The following is a 17,156-nucleotide window of genomic DNA, read 5'->3' as shown; positions in this document are numbered from 1 at the left end:
TGTATTAGAAACTATTTCAAAAGTAAAATTAATTATTTTTTAAATACTTTAGCGAAACCCAATTGTTTCTTTCAAATTTTTTAACATACGTTAATCCTTTTTCAACGCATGATGCATCTATAAACGGAATATCTTCGTTATAAAAGCCACTTAATAATAATATTCCATTTTGATTTAAACAATCAACATACGTTTGCATATCATTTAAAAGTATATTTCTATTGATATTAGCGATTATTAAATCATAATTTTTGCCACTTAATAAGGCTGCATCACCTTCATAAACAGAAATTTCATTGCAATTATTGCGTTCTGCATTTTCAATAGAATTCAAGTAACACCAATTGTCTATATCAATTGCATCGATTGGTTTGGCACCTTTCATTTCAGCTAAAATTGCCAAAATTGCAGTACCACAGCCCATATCTAACGTTTTTAAACCTTCAACATTTGTTTCTAATAAATGCTGAATCATCATGTGCGTGGTTTCGTGATGTCCGGTACCAAAACTCATTTTAGGTTCTATAACGATATCAAATTCCGCATCAGTTTTTGAATGAAAAGGCGCTCTAACGTGACATTTGCCGTCGACATCAATCGGTTCAAAGTTTTTTTCCCATTCTTCATTCCAATTTACTTGATCAATTTCTTCTATTTTGTAGGATATAGTAAATTCAGGCGATTCCATTATGTAGATATCATCCAGGATGTTTTCATTCCAGAATTCTTTTTGAATGTAAGCAACAATTCCTAAATCGGTTTCAATAAAACTTTCAAATGGTTTTTCCCCTAATTCAGCAATTAATATCTCTGAACCTAGTTCTCTTGGTTCAACTGTAAAGTGATATCCTAAATAGATATTTGACATAATATTTTTTTTGCAAAGGTAGTAATGAAATTATAAAATGAATTATTTTTCAAAAAAAACCTAGCACTTGGCTAGGATAATTTTTATTTTTTTGGTTCGTATATGCTAAGTAGCCTGTCATAAGTTTCATTGACTTTTTGAAAGGCTCTCATTATTTCTGGGTTTGGAGAATTCGTTTTAATTAATTCTGCTAATAATTTTGTTTGTCTTTTTAATACCGCCACTGTTTCATCAGCTTTAGAATTTTTTAAATCTTGTGGCATTGTTGTAACGTCTAATGCTTCTGATTTTTCAACTAAATACTCATAAGAATTTTTAATGGGACCAAAATTTCCTTCACCAGCAGGTTCAAATGTTTTAACTAACAATTCTTGAAAACTATTTAATTGTGGCCATTTTGACACTACTGATTGCGCTGACACATTATTGATTGCAAATAAAAATGCAACTGCGAATAAAAATTTCATTAATTTCATTACTGTAAGATTTAAATGTTATGCAATAATAATAATTTTTTTATTACAAAGGAGTTAATTTATTTAAAATTAAATCTACAATTCATCACTAATTTTCAACAATTCAGTTATTTTAAGTTTTATTATGGAATAAGTTAGTTCAACTTTGCTTCATCAAAACGAAATAATATGAAAACTTTTTTTACCATTTTTATTGTATTACTATCCACATTAGGTTTTTCTCAAACTAAGATTTCAGGAAAAGTTGTTGACGAAAAAAACAACCCGATTATTGGAGCAAATATCTACATTGAAGGAACTTATGATGGAGCCACTTCTAATGAGCAAGGTGAGTTTCAATTTGAAACTACAGAAAAAGGAAACAAAAATCTTATCATTACGTTTCTTTCTTTTAATGATTTGACAACACCTATTGATATTGAAAAATACCAGTACAACGTTTTTAAGTTAAAGCCAAATGCTAATCTTCTTGATGAAGTTGTCATCAATGCTGGAACATTTGAAGCTGGCGAAAAAGGGAAAAATACAGTTTTGAAACCTTTAGATATTGTTACTACTGCTGGTTCAAATGGCGATATTGTATCTGCTTTGCAAACCTTGCCTGGAACTCAAACGGTGGGTGAAAGCGGACGCCTTTTTGTGCGTGGAGGTGAAGCCGATGAAACTCAGACTTATGTAGACGGAATACGTGTCGCACAACCTTTTGGTTCAACTACTCAAAATTTACCAACTCGCGGTCGATTTTCACCTTTTCTTTTTAGCGGAATTTCGTTTTCAACTGGTGGATATTCTGCTGAATATGGCGAAGCGCTTTCAAGTGTACTATTATTAAATACCACTGATGTTGCTACCGAAAACAAAACCGATATATCGCTTATGACTGTGGGTTTAGGCTTAGCAAATACGCAAAAATGGGAGAAAAGTTCCCTTACTTTTAATACAGCTTATATAGATTTATCACCTTATCAAGTTGCTGTTCCACAAAATATTGATTGGAATAGAGCCTTTCAATCGCTTTCTGGTGAAATAGTTTATCGTTATCAATTGGAGCGCGGTTTGTTTAAATTATATTCGGCTTATGATGCTTCAAGGTTTGATTTGAATCAAGAAAGTATCAATTCGGTTGCAAAAACTAGAGTGAATTTGAAAAATAATAATTTATATGTAAATGCTTCTTACAAAGGAAATTTTGGTTCAAATTGGCAAATTACAACAGGATTAAGTTATGGTTACGGAACTAATTCTATTGATTTAGATTCAGATAATATTAGTAATAATGAACACGCAACGCATTTGAAATTAAAAATTAGAAAACCAATTGCTGATAACATCAAATTATCTTTTGGAGCCGATTATTTTAGAACGCAATTCGACGAAAAGTATACTTTTATTTCCAACACAACAGGATACAATTCTAATCTTTTAGCAGCATTCACAGAAGCAGATATTGTATTTTCAAGAAAATTAGCTTTAAAAATAGGTGTAAGAGCTTCAAATAATGATTTGCTGAAGGAAACTTCAATTTCGCCACGAACTTCATTAGCTTATAAAATTAGTAAAGCGAGCCAATTCTCAATGGCTTACGGACAATTTGATCAAGCGCCACGCCAAGATTACTTAAAATTTAGTACTGATTTTAGAAACGAAAGTGCATCTCATTATATAGTAAACTACCAATATTCTAAAGATAAACGCACTTTTAGAAGCGAGATTTATTATAAAGATTACAGTAATCTAGTAAAGTTTGATACACCTATGGCGCAATACAATTCTAATTTCAATAGCAGTGGTTTCGGATTTGCAAAAGGTGTAGATGTTTTTTGGAGAGATAATAAATCGGTTAAAAATTTAGAATATTGGATATCCTATTCCTATATCGACACTAAAAGAGACTATAAAAATTTTGAAGCTGAAGTTACCCCAAATTTTGTAGCAAAGAATAACTTTTCGATAGTAACTAAATACTGGATTGATGACTGGAAATCAAGTGTTGGTGTGTCATATAGTTTTAATTCAGGACGACCATTTGACAATCCAAACGAAATGAGTTTTATGAACGGAAAAACTAAAAGTTACAACAATTTGAGTATGAGTTGGGCCTATTTGCTTAGTCCACAAAAAATACTTTTCTTCTCAATAAGTAATGTTTTAGGAACTCAAAATGTGTTTGGATATGAATACGCAAACACACCAAATGCGGCAGGAATTTATAACCGACGCGAAATCACACCAACTGCTGATCGATTTTTCTTTGTAGGTTTCTTTTGGACTATCAGCGATAACAAAAAAACCAACCAATTGGATAATTTGTAACTATTTAAAATTAAAGTTAATACAGATTATATTCCTATAAATTAGATCACTACAATTCATCATAGAAAATCAACAATTCAGTAACTATAAATTTCACAGCACACACAATCACAATAAATTTACATCATAATTAAAAACAAGAGTTTTAATCATCAAATAATCAAAAACATTAACAATTTAAAAATTAGAAATTATGTCAAAAATTATCACCACAATCGTAGTATTCTTTGCAACTGTTTTAGTAGCTAACGCACAACAATTTGAACAAGGAATGGGAAAAGCGCTAACAACCTGGAGATCAGGAAACGCTACAGAAGCCTCTGGTTTATTTGAAAGAATAGCATCAGTTGAAAAGAACAATTGGCTTCCAAATTATTATGTTGCTTTAGTTAATACAACCGAAGCATTTAATCCAGCAAATGCTAAAAATGCTGCAGCATTAATAGACAAAGCACAAAAAGCGTTAGATGCAGCTCAGTTAATTTCACCAAACAATCCTGAAATTTACATTATGCAGGCAATGATCAATACCGCTTTAATTGTGCAAGATCCAATGACAAACGGAATGAAACTTTCTGCACCAACTATCGAATTATATGAAAAAGCACTTAAATTAGCACCAGAAAATCCGAGAGCTGTTTTTGGTAAAGCTGACTTTGAAATCGGTGGAGCTAAATATTGGGGAACAGATACTAAGCCAATGTGTGAACAAGTTGCAAAATCAATTGAATTATTTGCTAAATTTAAACCTGAATCACCATTTCATCCAACTTGGGGTTTAGATAGAGCACAAGAAACATTGAAAAACTGCGGAAAATAATTAGAAACCTGAAGCAAGATGAATTATCAAAAAGAAATTATTCGACTATTTAAAATATCAATACTGGTTTTTATAGGTATTCAAATACTAAATGTTGTTTTTGGAAATAAAATCAAATTTGATAATCATCTGCTTGTTTCATTTTCCTATACAATGCTGTACAGTTTTAGTATTGGATGTGCAAATACTTACTTAAACTTTAAATTAGATCAATATTTTAGTAAAGATAAGTTTTCTAAAACTAGAATTATCTTGAACATAGTTTTGTCCTTTGTTGTTACTATTTTAATCATCTTTTTACTGCGAATTTTTGAAGAAGTTGTAGTTGAAGGTAGAAGTTTTAAGGATTATATTTCTAAAGAAAAACCGGCGAATTTTGTTGTAGCAATGGTAATCACATTTATTATAATTTTAAGTATTTATCTGTTTCATTTTTACAAAGCTTACAAAGAAAATCAGTTAAAAGAACAAAAAATTATTGCTGGAACTGCCAACGCGCAATTCGAGAGTTTAAAAAATCAAATCGATCCTCATTTTCTTTTTAATAGTCTGAATGTTTTAAGTTCCTTGATTGAAGAAAATCCTGAAAATGCGCAACGTTTTACAACTTCATTATCTAAAATTTATCGCTATGTTTTAGAGCAAAAAGATAAAGAATTGGTAACGGTTCAAGAAGAATTAGCCTTCGCAAAAACATATATGAATTTGCTAAAAATGCGATTCGAAAACAGTATAACATTTGAACTGCCAATAAATCTAGAATTGGAAGATGCTAAAGTAGTGCCTTTGTCATTGCAGCTGTTATTAGAAAATACCATCAAGCACAATGTGGTTAGCGAAAAAAAACCACTTCACATTACAATTTATATTAAAGACAATTATTTAGTGGTCGAAAATAATTTGCAAAAGAAAGAAGTCTTACAAGATAGAAAAGGCGTTGGACTTCAAAATATAGTTAGTCGTTACGCTATTCTATCGGAACGTAAAGTTTTAATAGACGATTCAAAAGAAACCTTTGCAGTTTATCTTCCCATTTTAACAAAACAAATTAATACTATGGAAACTCAAAATACTTACAATCAAGATACCGCTTTTTTTAGAGCTAAAGAACGTGTTGAAAAAATAAAAGGATTCTACGGAAACTTAATTTCATATTGCACGGTAATTCCAATTTTAATCATTATCAATATGAGTTCTTCTCACAAATTTCAATGGTTTTGGTTCCCAATGTTAGGTTGGGGATTGGGTGTAATTTTTCACGGATTTGAAACTTTTGGCTTCGGAAAATCTTGGGAAGAAAAGAAAATTCAAGAGATTTTGAACAAGCAAAATAACAACAATAATAAATGGAACTAATTATGGAAACCAATCAAGATTTTGAAAAGTATCAAAAAGCCAAGAAACAAGTAGAAGAAATCAAAGGGTTTTACTCTCATTTAGCTTTTTATGTAGCTTTTAACCTAGTTATTGTTTTCATAAATTTGAAATATTCACCAAATACATTGTGGTTTTTTTGGACTACTTTCAGTTGGGGAATTGGAGTGTTTTTTCACGCTGTGAAAGTATTTAATTGGATTCCTCTTTTAGGCAAAGATTGGGAACAAAAAAAACTACAACAGTTTATGGATGAAGAAAGAAATAAGTCTAATAAATACCAATAAAAATGACACCACAAGAACAATTACAATACGAAAAAGCACTCAAAAGAGTTAAGAAAATAAAAGGTTTTTATTCTCACGCTATTGTTTATGTTGTGATCAATATAATGATCATTATTATTAACATTCAAAATTTAAAAAGTGGCGAAAGCTATTTTAAACTAGAGAACTTTTTCACGGCATTCTTTTGGGGAATTGGTTTGCTAGCACACGGTTTGTCAACATTTGGTGGTGAATTCCTTTTTGGAACAAATTGGGAAGAACGAAAAATTCAAGAGTTGATGGAGAAGGAAAAGAAAGAACAACAAAAATGGCAATAATTATGAATTTAGAACTAATTTTCAAGGTATTACTTGTAATACATATTATAGGTGGAAGCATTGGGTTGATTACAGGTACTATTAATTTAGTTCGAAAAAAAGGTGATAAATTACACAAAAATGCTGGTTTGTTTTTTCTTTATGGAATGCTAATCAATGGTTTTGCAGGTATTTTAATGACCTTAATTCATAGTAATCTATTCTTATTTATCATTGGAATTTTTTCAATATATATGGCAGCAACTGGACAACGGTACCTTTCGCTAAAAGGATTGTTGAAAGGTGAGAAACCAAAAATTATCGATTGGATTTTGAGTTCAGTAATGTTGGTTTTCGGTTTTGGATTTATTATTTATGGTGCTTTGCTTTTACTTTCAAGTAACAATTTTGGAGTTGTTTTGTTGGTTTTTGGATTAGTTAGCATCTCAATGGTTTATCAAGATTTCCAAAATTATAGAGGTCGAAGTGCAATCAAAAACTTTTGGTTGTTAGTCCACATTCAGCGAATGATAGGCAGTTATATTGCTGCGGCAACAGCTTTTTTAGTAGTAAATAATACGATTTTGCCTGGTATTGTAGCTTGGCTTTTACCAACCGTAATTTTGGTACCACTAATTTTAAGATGGTCAAATAAATATAAAATCGTTTCAAAATAATAACATGAACATTATAATAATAGAAGACGAAAAACCTGCAGCAAGATTATTGCAGCGAAAGGTAGAAAAACTTGGGTTGGAAGTTAATCAGATGCTGCATTCTGTGGAAGAATCTATTGCTTGGTTTAAAAATAATTCTCATCCTGATTTGATATTTCTTGATATTCAGCTTTCTGATGGATTGTCGTTCGAAATTTTCGAAAGTATCGATATAAAAAGTGCTGTAATCTTTACCACTGCTTACGACGAATATGCCTTACGAGCTTTCAAATTAAACAGCATCGATTATTTGTTAAAACCTATTGACGAAGATGATTTAGAAACGGCTGTAAATAAGTTTAAAGCCAGAAACAGTGCAACTCCCAATTTGTCATTAGATTTTGAAATGATAAAAAAAATGTTGGTAAACCCAATTGATAGAGAGTTTAAAAAACGTTTTACCATAAAGATGGGACAACAATTAAAAATGGTTGCTATTGAGGATGTAGAATGTTTTTATTCTGAAAATAAAGGCACTTATCTGCATACTTTTGATGGTCGTGATTATCTTCTAGATACCACTTTAGAGCAACTTGAAAACGAAATAAATCCAAAAGAATTTTATCGTGTTTCTAGAAAATTTATTATTCCGATGAAGGGAATCAAGGAAATTCAAATGCACAGTAACTCCAGATTGAAAGTAATTTTGCCATCATACAAAGACGATGAAGTAATTGTAGCACGCGAAAAAGTATCCGATTTTAAATCCTGGTTAGGATAATAAAGATTTGTTAATTAACAAACGTATCGAGGAATATCTCATTAATTTTGAAAAAAAAGTGATGAGATATTTTTGTTTTATATTGTTTTTGGTACTTAGTTGGTCATCCAACGCTCAAGAAATTATTACTTTCAAAAAGTATGAAGAACTTGAGAAGTATTTAGATGAAAACAAAACACAACCTTTGGTAGTTAATTTTTGGGCAACTTGGTGTGCGCCGTGTGTTAAAGAATTGCCCTATTTTGAACAACTCAATAAAGAAAATAAATCGGTCAAAGTTATTACTGTGAGTTTAGATTTTGAAAAAGATTTTGATACTAAATTAAAAACTTTTTTAAACAAGAAAAAGTACACCTTTATAACCACTTTTCTAGCAGCCAAAGATTATAATAATTGGATTTCAAAGGTCGATGACGATTGGTCGGGTTCGATTCCGGCGACTTTAATTATTAATGGCGATAAGAAAATATTTGTAGAAAAAGACTTCAGTAGTTTTGAAGAACTAAATAATCACGTTACTAAATCTATTAATCAATAAATTATTAAATATGAAATCGCCATTAACAACATGTTTGCGCAAGCAAACACCAATAAATAAAAAGGCGATACCATATCTGACCTCTAACAAATTAAATTTTACATATATGAAAAAGTTTGGATTTTTTGCAGTTATTGCATTAGTTTTAATGAGTTTTACCAACCCAATTACAGGATACAAGGTTGGCGCTAAAGCAGTAGATTTCAAATTGAAATCGGTCGATGGAAAAATGTACAGTATGGCCGATTATAAAAATGCCAAAGGTTTTATAGTCGTTTTCACTTGCAATCACTGCCCATTTGCTGTTAAGTATGAAGATAGAATTATTGCGTTGGCTAAAAAATATAAACCACTTGGTTATGAGTTAATTGCTATCAACCCGAATGATCCTGCAGCTGAACCGTCGGATAGTTTTGATTTAATGAAAGTAAGAGCTAAAGAAAAAGGCTTTACTTTTCCTTATTTATTTGATGAAGGTCAGAAAGTATATCCTCAATATGGTGCAACAAAAACACCACACGTATTTTTATTAGACAAGAATTTAACGGTAAAATATATTGGTGCAATTGATGACAATGTTGATGATGCCACTGCTGTAAAAGAACATTATTTAGAAAACGCCATCACAGCTTTAGATAAAGGTCAAGAACCAAGTCCGGCTACAACCAAAGCCATTGGATGTTCTATCAAAGTTAAAAAATAATCGAAGTTTTATAAAGAAAAAAGAGTGAATCTAATTGGTTCACTCTTTTTTTGTTTATTATTTTATTAAAGCTTTTCTAATACCAATTAAAACAAAAATCAATAAAGTATAAATGATAAAAAACGGAACAATAAATTCAATTAAATTCATTGGTAACATAAAGGCAATTACCAGTAATTGAAACCCTAATCCATAAAGGGAAACAAGCGTCATAAACCAGTTCGGAAACGTTTTTACTTTGTAAGCATCTTGATCTAAAAAGTGAATGATTTTATCAAAAAGACCGTAGACAATAGTATAAATTCCAAATAAGATGTTTACCGCTTTTTGAGTTTCGCCAGGCAATGCTTTGGGTGATTTATATTCAAATACTTTACTAGTAGTATCGCCACCAACTGATTTATTTCTGAGAATTACATAGTAATAATTATACAATGTTCCTTGCAATTGTATACCGATAAAGGCTAAAAGACTAAACCAAATAGTAGTTTTAGAAACATAGCAAATGGTCATTATGAAAAGAAAATTCAAGATAATATCAAAAACACTGTCTAAATAACGTCCTACATAAGAAGGTGTGTTTTTAAGTCTTGCTAATTCGCCATCGGCAGCATCAATTCCTGATTTTAGAATGATGAAAAATCCGGCCCAAATGTAGTGGTTGGTTAGGATACAATAAATTGCAATTAATCCTGAAATTCCGAACAGAATAGTAACGTGAATAGGAGTAAAGCGTGTGTTTTTTAATTGATTAGCGAGAAATTTCCCAAATGGTCTAGCGTAGTCTGATAAGTCTAGAAATTTATCTTGAGCTGATAATTTTGACATTAAATACTTAAAATCTAAAAGATGCGACAATATAGTCAGGGCGCAAAGATACTTTTATAATTTGATTTTTTGTCTATTAGATTGCAAAATCATATAAAACTGAACCCCAAACAGCAGTGTTGCAAGAACAATATGAATGGTTTGCGTTCCGAAAGGAAAGTCAAAATAATACATCGCAATTCCAGAAATAATTTCAATTACAAGTAAAAATAATACCCAATTTATTGCGCCAAATCCTAAGTTCAATTTTCTAACTCTAAGGAATAAATAGCCATTAACCAATAAAACAATAATCGAAAAACTTCTATGGATGTAAAAAGAAATACTTGGATTTTGTAGCCATAAAACTTCAGGTGCACCAGTTTCTGAAACGGTGTCTACGTGCTCGCGAACACTTGTTCCAAGAACAATCTGAACCAATGTTAAAACCAATGATAGGATTAAAAACCAATTGAATTTAGAATCAAAAAGCAGTGATTGTTTATCTTTTTTAACAGCATAAATGGTAATCAATTGAAAGGCTATTATCAGCAATGCAGCCAACATATGAGTTGTAATTTTAACCGGATTTAAAACAGAATCAACTACAGTTTTGCCCAACCAAGCTTGAAATCCCATTAGGACGCAAACTAAAAAAGTAAGGACAATTAATTTTTTATTTTCTTTCCAATACCAAAACGAAAGAATAAAAGTGATGATACAAGCAACTCCTGCTAATGCTCCAAAAAGGCGATTAATATATTCAACCCAAGTGTGTAATGGATTAAAAATGGCATAGTCGTGTTTAGTATATGATTCCCAATCCGATGCATCGAAAGTGGTTTTTGATATAAAATCTTTTTTGGCTACTAAAAGGGATTCATCTTTAATGATTACTTGACCTTTATCATACTCTTTGGCAGCAGTAAATAACAACTCTTTTTCTTGAGTTGGAGGAATGTAATATCCAAAACACTTCGGCCAATCGGGACAACCCATTCCTGAGCCGGTTAGTCGCACAAATGCACCAGCAAAAACAACAAGATATACAAGAATTAAAGCTATCGTTGCAGATCTTAAGAAGTATTTTTTCATCGTTGTAATTTTATGCAAATTTATTTAATGTTTCTGTTAGAAAACTATAACAAAAGTTAATCTACAATTAATTTTCACTAGTTTTTTGCAGTCCCATTTTGGCTGCTTTTTTCATAACAAAATCAAAAGCTGCTTGGTATTCATTTGGAATTTTTCCATCTAAAATGGCTTCTTTAACTGATTCCTTTAACATTCCAATTTCTTTAGAAGGTTTTAAATTGAATAGTTCCATAATTTCTTCACCTGATATTGGTGGTTGAAATTGTCTAACATGATCGCGTTCTTCAACCTCAATTATTTTCTTTCGAACAATATCAAAGTTATCGTGGTATTTTTTGAATTTCTTCGGATTTTTTGTTGTGATATCAGCTTCGCACAAAGTCATCAAATTATCGACATCTTCTCCAGCATCAAAAACCAAACGTCTAACAGCAGAATCAGTTACAATATCTTCGGCCAAAACAATTGGTCTTGAACTCATTGTCACCATTTTTTGAACAAATTTTAGTTTGTTGTTCAAAGGCATGTGTAATCTTTCAAAAATTTTCTTGGTCATTTTACCACCCAAAAATTCGTGACCGTGAAACGTCCAGCCTTGTTTTTTGTTGAATTTTTTTGTTGGAGCTTTTCCAATGTCGTGCAATAATGCTGACCAACGCAACCACACATCATCTGTATGAGGGCAAATATTATCAACAACTTCTAACGTATGATAAAAATTATTTTTGTGCGTATGTCCTTCAATTTCTTCAACGTTGTTTAACGCAGTTAATTCTGGCAAAATGAGGTCTAAAAGTCCGGTTTTATACAAAAGTAAAAATCCGATAGATGGTTTATCAGTCGCTAAAATTTTATTTAATTCATCAACTATACGTTCGCCAGAAATGATTTTGATTCGTTCCTTATTTCTAGTTATGGCCTCAAGAGATTCGGCTTCAATAGTAAATTTTAATTGTGTTGCAAATCGAATTCCTCTTAACATTCGCAAAGGATCGTCTGAATAAGTAATATCTGGATTTAAAGGAGTTTTAATGGTCTTGTTTTGCAAATCAACGAGTCCATTAAACGGATCAACTAATGCGCCATAGTTGTTTTCGTTCAAAGAAAAAGCCAAAGCATTAATTGTAAAATCACGTCGGTTTTGATCGTCTTCCAAAGTTCCGTTTTCAACTATCGGATTACGACTATCTTGATTGTAAGATTCTTTGCGCGCACCAACAAATTCGATATCAATTTCGTTGAAACGCAACATTGCTGTTCCATAGTTCTTAAAAACCTGTACTTTGGGTTTGTTTGGAAGTAATTCAGAAACTTTCAACGCCAAGTCAATTCCTGATCCAACTGCGACAATGTCAATATCTTTTTTAAAATCTCGTTCAAGTAAGTAATCACGAACAAATCCACCAATGACAAAACTTTCAACGTTTAGTTCTTGGCTGGCTTGAGTAATAATTTTAAAAATAGGATTAGTAAGTGCTTTTGTGTAATTCATTGTAATGATTTCAATTTCAGTTTAATCAACTGAAAACTGTGACTGCGATTGCAAACTATTTACGTATAATTTTAACCTGATTATCTAACGAAAGTTTGATGATTGTTGATGGATTTTTGCAAACTTTATCTTGTTGCAAATTTACGACATAGTCAACACCATTAATAATTTCGGGACTAATTTCTTTAAAAGTTTTAGGTGAAAACATACCCGAAATATTAGCTGATGTCGAAACCAATGGTCGCTTCATTCGTTCCATTAGTTTAAAGCAAAAGGGTTCTTTAACCAATCTAACGCCCAATGTTTTATCCTCGGCAATTACATTTTCTGCAACATTTCTCGGGTTATCTAAAATTAAAGTAGTAGGTTTTTCGGATAAATCCCATATTTCCCAAGCAACATCGGGTATTTCTTTGAAAACATTATACATCATTTTTTCACCATTCATTAATACAATCATACTTTTAGAATCGTCGCGCTGTTTTAATGCATAAATTTTCGCAACTGCTTCCGCATTAGATGCATCACAACCAATTCCCCAAACGGTATCCGTTGGATAAAGGATGATTCCGCCGTTTTTTATAACTTCATATGCATTGTGTACTTCAGTATTTATATCACTCATAAACCTTTGTTTTCTTTATTGCAAAGATATAACTTTACTATTTAATTTGTGAAACTGCTTTATTTTCTTCAATCGTTAGTTTTTTTTGCTAAATAAATTATCTTTGTTGTTGGAAAAAACATCACAATTTAAATGTGTTTTTCTGATTGATATTTTAAAATTCGCATTTTAATGATAGGTATTACGGGCTCTACAGGTGTTTTAGGCAGCATCATTTGTGATAAACTAGAAAAACAAAATATAGCTTTTTCTAGACTTACTACAGATATTCGAGACGATAAGGCTGTGTTGAATTGGGTTCGCGATAATAAGTTAAATTATATTATTCATTTGGCTTCTAAAGTTGCAGTTTCTGATGTTGAAAATAATATCGATGAAGCCTATGATATCAACATTTCAGGTACCATAAATCTTGTTAAAGCTATAAAAAAGTATGACCAACCTATTGGCTTTTTTTATGCAAGTTCAAGCCACGTTTATGCTAGTTCAGCATCAGCAATTAAAGAAACCGATGCTATTAGTCCAATTAATTCATACGGACTTACAAAGTGGATGTCGGAACTGATTCTGAATGATTTCAAAAAGAAATATTCAAATATTAATTTGTGTATCGGAAGGATTTTTAGTTTTTATCATCATTCACAAAAACCGCCATTTCTGTATCCAAATTTGATAAAACGATTTGAAGAGGAAGATTTATCATTACCTTTCAAATTATTTGGAGCCAATTCAACAAGAGATTTTTTAAATGCCGAAGAAGTATGCGATATCATTATAAAATTAGTTCTTGGTAATTGTGAAGGAACTATCAATATAGCTTCTGGTCAATCTATAAAAATTATTGATTTTGCACAAAAAATAGCGCCTCAAAAAATAAATTTTGATTTTGATGCTACTGAAAATGTGAACCATTTAAATGCCGATATTTCCTTATTAAATTCAATATTAAAAAATGACTAACAAACAAGTTTCCATAGTAATACCAACATTCAATAGGGCTGATTATTTAGTGGAATGTATTGATTCGTGCTTAGCGCAAACACAAGCGTGTGAAATTATAGTATGCGATCATGGTAGTACAGATAATACACCTGAAGTTGTTAAAAAATATGGCGACAGAATTAAATATGTTAGAAGAACATTAGATTCGGGTGTTCATTTTTGTTGGATGGATGGAATTTTGCATTGTTCAAATGATTTGATTCATATTAACTATGATGATGATTGGATAAAGCCTAATTTTATAGAAGATTGTGTTAAATTATTTGACGAAAATGTGGGATTTGTTTTTTCAAATGCTACAGTATATTATGAAAATCAAAAAGAATACAGCGATAACTTATTCAATTTAAATAATGCTTCTGGAGTTTTTCCAGTTAAGAATTTTTTAAAGTTTAGTACTAGCAATATGGTTTCGCCAGGTGCAGTTATTTTTAGAAAAAAACAGCTTTTAGATAATTTATTTGTTGGGAAAGTTCCTTTTACTCAAAATGAATATCACGGTGTTGGTCCAGATATTTTGTTTTCGATTATGAGTTGTATCGATTATCCGTCTTATGGTTTTATCAACGAACCATTAGCAATATTTAGAGCCCACGATAAGTCTATTACAATTGATGCCTTGTCGGATTCCTCAAAACAGAAGAAAATTAAAAACGCATACAATGACGCTAGAGTGTATTTTTATTTGTCTAAAATCATTAAAGAATACAATTTATTTTCATTGATCAAAAAATTTAAAATTAAAAAATAGAAATGATAAGATTAGCAGAAAATACCATAACTCAAGAAGAATTAGTAGCTTTAAGCCAATGGATTCCGAGTGCACCTCAATTAACAAAAGGTCCACTAGTTGTTGAATTTGAAAAACAATTTGCTGCTTACACTGGTACTAAGCATTGTGTAATGGTAAATAGTGGTTCATCAGCCAATTTATTAATGGCTTATTCCTTACTAGAAGGAAATTATCTAAAAAACAAAAAAGTTGTTGTACCAGCAATAAGTTGGATTACAACACTTTCTCCTTTTTTGCAATTCGGATTTGATGTTTTATTATGTGATAGTGATAAAAAGAGTTTAGGTTTAGATGTTGCTATGCTTGAAGAACTTTTCATCAAAGAAAAACCAGCCTTGTTAATTATTGTTCACGTACTAGCACATCTTAACGATATGGATGCAATTACCAAATTGTGTCAAAAATATGATGTTTTGTTAATTGAAGATGCCTGCGAAGCACTTGGTACATCAAATACTGACGGAAGAAAAGCTGGAAATTTATCTTTAGCAGGTTCGTTTTCATTTTACTATGGTCACCACATTTCTACTATCGAAGGTGGTGCTGTGACTACCAATGATACTAAACTTTATAATTTAATGTTGTCTATTCGTTCGCACGGTTGGTCAAGAGATGTTGATAGTAATTTTAAAAACGAATGGAAAGAAACCTTCAATATTGATGAGGTTAGAGAGTTTTATACTTTCTATTATCCTGGATTTAATTTGCGTTCAACAGACTTAAATGCCTTTTTAGGAATAAGTCAGCTGACTAAAATGGACGAAATCACGAAAGTAAGAGAAGAAAATTTTAAATTATACAAGAAGTACTTGGGTGACAAATTTTGGAGCCAAGAAAGTCAATACAATCAATTATCGAGTTTTGCCTTCGGAACAATTGTAGAAAATAGAGTAGAGGTTTTTAACCATTTAAAGAAAAACGACATTGAAGTTAGACCTTTAATTTGTGGTTCAATGGGAAAACAACCCTTCTGGATAAAGCGATTTGGATATACACCACTTGAAGTTGCTGATATAGTGCACGATTACGGTCTTTACCTACCAAACCACCTTTACATCAACGAAGAAAAAATTAAATTTGTAACAGAGAAATTTATGGAAGTTGCAATTCCTAAGTTTTTCTAAAATAAAATCATAATGAAAGTAGCATTAATTACAGGAATTACAGGACAAGATGGAGCTTATTTAGCCGAATTATTATTGTCAAAAGGTTATATGGTACACGGAGTAAAAAGAAGAAGTTCTTTGTTTAATACGCAAAGAATTGACCATCTTTATGAAGATCCGCATATTGATAATCAAAAATTTAAATTGCATTATGGTGATTTAAGTGATTCTACTAATTTGATTAGAATCATTCAAGAAATTCAGCCTGATGAAATTTATAATTTAGGTGCAATGAGTCATGTAAAAGTAAGTTTTGATGTACCAGAATATACCGCTAATACGGATGGAATTGGAACATTAAGAATTCTAGATGCTGTAAGATTACTTGGATTGACTAAAAAAACAAGAATTTATCAAGCGTCAACTTCAGAATTATATGGTTTGGTTCAAGAAGTTCCGCAAAAGGAAACAACACCATTTTATCCGCGTTCACCTTATGCTGTAGCTAAAATGTACGCTTACTGGATTACTGTCAATTACAGAGAAGCTTATGATATGTATGCGTGTAATGGTATTCTTTTTAATCACGAAAGTCCGTTAAGAGGTGAAACTTTTGTAACCAGAAAAATTACTAGAGGTGTTGCTCAAATGGCTTTAGGAATGCAAGAAACCCTTTATATGGGAAATATTGACTCTCAAAGAGATTGGGGTCACGCAAAAGACTATGTTGAGGCAATGTGGTTGATGTTACAACAAGATAAACCAGAAGATTTTGTAATTTCAACAGGTGTTACAACGCCTGTAAGAGAGTTTATCAGAATGGCTTTCAGAGAAGTAGGAGTAGAACTTGAATTCAAAGGCGAAGGTGTTGGTGAAAAAGGAATTGTGATTTCGTCTTCTAATCCTGATTATCAGTTTAAAATTGGTCAAGTAGTTTTACAAATTGATCCAACTTATTTTAGACCAACTGAGGTTGATTTGCTTATTGGCGACAATACGAAGGCCAAAACTAAATTAGGATGGACACCAAAATATACGCTAGATATGTTGGTGAAAGAAATGGTTCAGGCCGATGTAGAGATTTTTAAAAAAGAAAAATATTTATTGAATTACAAAGCATAATA

The 17,156-nt window shown here is 31.2% G+C and carries 19 protein-coding genes; 13 read left to right on the top strand and 6 right to left on the bottom strand.

Features of this window, described 5'->3' with window-relative positions:
• Window positions 1–28: 28 nt before the first annotated feature.
• Together prmA and Q0050_RS03295 are read right to left on the bottom strand one after the other, a co-directional pair.
• Entirely contained in the window at window positions 29–868 is an 840-nt protein-coding gene (gene prmA / locus Q0050_RS03300) for a 50S ribosomal protein L11 methyltransferase (RefSeq protein WP_298392583.1), read from the bottom strand.
• A gap of 83 nt (window positions 869–951) precedes the next feature.
• The gene (locus tag Q0050_RS03295) at window positions 952–1,344 is read right to left on the bottom strand and encodes a hypothetical protein (protein ID WP_298392582.1); all 393 of its coding nucleotides are present in this window, start codon (window positions 1,342–1,344) and stop codon (window positions 952–954) included.
• A 168-nt stretch (window positions 1,345–1,512) separates the two neighbouring features.
• Here Q0050_RS03295 and Q0050_RS03290 point away from each other — a divergent pair, with 168 nt between their 5' ends.
• The 9 genes from Q0050_RS03290 to Q0050_RS03250 all read left to right on the top strand — a co-directional run bounded on the left by Q0050_RS03290 (window position 1,513) and on the right by Q0050_RS03250 (window position 9,112).
• A complete protein-coding gene (locus tag Q0050_RS03290; protein WP_298392581.1) occupies window positions 1,513–3,657 on the top strand; it encodes a TonB-dependent receptor in 2,145 nt (714 codons plus the stop codon).
• A 193-nt stretch (window positions 3,658–3,850) separates the two neighbouring features.
• On the top strand, window positions 3,851–4,477 hold the full coding sequence (locus Q0050_RS03285) for a hypothetical protein (protein ID WP_298392580.1): 627 nt from the start codon (window positions 3,851–3,853) through the stop codon (window positions 4,475–4,477).
• A 153-nt stretch (window positions 4,478–4,630) separates the two neighbouring features.
• On the top strand, window positions 4,631–5,833 hold the full coding sequence (locus tag Q0050_RS03280) for a 2TM domain-containing protein (RefSeq protein WP_367277149.1): 1,203 nt from the start codon (window positions 4,631–4,633) through the stop codon (window positions 5,831–5,833).
• The gene (locus Q0050_RS03275) at window positions 5,824–6,138 is read left to right on the top strand and encodes a 2TM domain-containing protein (protein WP_298392578.1); all 315 of its coding nucleotides are present in this window, start codon (window positions 5,824–5,826) and stop codon (window positions 6,136–6,138) included. Before Q0050_RS03280 ends, Q0050_RS03275 begins: the two co-directional genes overlap by 10 nt.
• A 2-nt stretch (window positions 6,139–6,140) precedes the next feature.
• Window positions 6,141–6,455, top strand: coding sequence for a 2TM domain-containing protein (locus Q0050_RS03270; protein ID WP_298392577.1), 315 nt, complete (start codon window positions 6,141–6,143; stop codon window positions 6,453–6,455).
• A gap of 2 nt (window positions 6,456–6,457) precedes the next feature.
• The gene (locus Q0050_RS03265; RefSeq protein ID WP_298392576.1) at window positions 6,458–7,111 is read left to right on the top strand and encodes a hypothetical protein; all 654 of its coding nucleotides are present in this window, start codon (window positions 6,458–6,460) and stop codon (window positions 7,109–7,111) included.
• A 4-nt stretch (window positions 7,112–7,115) separates the two neighbouring features.
• Complete coding sequence (locus tag Q0050_RS03260; RefSeq protein WP_298392575.1) at window positions 7,116–7,871, top strand: LytTR family DNA-binding domain-containing protein; 756 nt, start codon at window positions 7,116–7,118, stop codon at window positions 7,869–7,871.
• Between the two features lie 61 nt (window positions 7,872–7,932).
• On the top strand, window positions 7,933–8,409 hold the full coding sequence (locus tag Q0050_RS03255) for a TlpA disulfide reductase family protein (protein WP_298392574.1): 477 nt from the start codon (window positions 7,933–7,935) through the stop codon (window positions 8,407–8,409).
• Between the two features lie 106 nt (window positions 8,410–8,515).
• Complete coding sequence (locus Q0050_RS03250; RefSeq protein ID WP_298392573.1) at window positions 8,516–9,112, top strand: thioredoxin family protein; 597 nt, start codon at window positions 8,516–8,518, stop codon at window positions 9,110–9,112.
• A gap of 57 nt (window positions 9,113–9,169) precedes the next feature.
• On the opposite strand, the gene Q0050_RS03245 is transcribed toward Q0050_RS03250, so the two are convergent.
• The 4 genes from Q0050_RS03245 to Q0050_RS03230 all read right to left on the bottom strand — a co-directional run bounded on the left by Q0050_RS03245 (window position 9,170) and on the right by Q0050_RS03230 (window position 13,131).
• A complete protein-coding gene (locus Q0050_RS03245) occupies window positions 9,170–9,940 on the bottom strand; it encodes a CDP-alcohol phosphatidyltransferase family protein (RefSeq protein ID WP_298392572.1) in 771 nt (256 codons plus the stop codon).
• A 54-nt stretch (window positions 9,941–9,994) separates the two neighbouring features.
• The gene (locus Q0050_RS03240) at window positions 9,995–11,014 is read right to left on the bottom strand and encodes a heme A synthase (RefSeq protein ID WP_298392571.1); all 1,020 of its coding nucleotides are present in this window, start codon (window positions 11,012–11,014) and stop codon (window positions 9,995–9,997) included.
• 67 nt (window positions 11,015–11,081) lie between these two features.
• A complete protein-coding gene (locus tag Q0050_RS03235; protein ID WP_298392570.1) occupies window positions 11,082–12,506 on the bottom strand; it encodes an HD domain-containing protein in 1,425 nt (474 codons plus the stop codon).
• Window positions 12,507–12,561: 55 nt separating this feature from the next.
• Window positions 12,562–13,131, bottom strand: a complete 570-nt coding sequence (locus Q0050_RS03230; RefSeq protein WP_298392569.1) for an L-threonylcarbamoyladenylate synthase — start codon at window positions 13,129–13,131, stop codon at window positions 12,562–12,564.
• A 171-nt stretch (window positions 13,132–13,302) separates the two neighbouring features.
• Here Q0050_RS03230 and Q0050_RS03225 point away from each other — a divergent pair, with 171 nt between their 5' ends.
• The 4 genes from Q0050_RS03225 to gmd are packed head-to-tail and all read left to right on the top strand — an operon-like array spanning window position 13,303 to window position 17,154.
• Window positions 13,303–14,091: an NAD(P)-dependent oxidoreductase gene (locus Q0050_RS03225; RefSeq protein WP_298392568.1), complete on the top strand. Its 789-nt coding sequence runs from the start codon at window positions 13,303–13,305 to the stop codon at window positions 14,089–14,091.
• Complete coding sequence (locus tag Q0050_RS03220; RefSeq protein WP_298392567.1) at window positions 14,084–14,884, top strand: glycosyltransferase family 2 protein; 801 nt, start codon at window positions 14,084–14,086, stop codon at window positions 14,882–14,884. Before Q0050_RS03225 ends, Q0050_RS03220 begins: the two co-directional genes overlap by 8 nt.
• Before the next feature lie 2 nt (window positions 14,885–14,886).
• The gene (locus Q0050_RS03215) at window positions 14,887–16,050 is read left to right on the top strand and encodes a DegT/DnrJ/EryC1/StrS aminotransferase family protein (RefSeq protein ID WP_298392566.1); all 1,164 of its coding nucleotides are present in this window, start codon (window positions 14,887–14,889) and stop codon (window positions 16,048–16,050) included.
• A 12-nt stretch (window positions 16,051–16,062) separates the two neighbouring features.
• On the top strand, window positions 16,063–17,154 hold the full coding sequence (gmd, locus tag Q0050_RS03210) for a GDP-mannose 4,6-dehydratase (protein WP_298392565.1): 1,092 nt from the start codon (window positions 16,063–16,065) through the stop codon (window positions 17,152–17,154).
• The last annotated feature ends 2 nt before the right edge of the window (window positions 17,155–17,156 follow it).

It is taken from the genome of Flavobacterium sp. (assembly GCF_027483985.1).
GTDB lineage: Bacteria > Bacteroidota > Bacteroidia > Flavobacteriales > Flavobacteriaceae > Flavobacterium.
The sequence above is the reverse complement of the archived record's forward strand: the minus strand, read 5'-3'. Positions and strand labels throughout refer to the sequence as shown.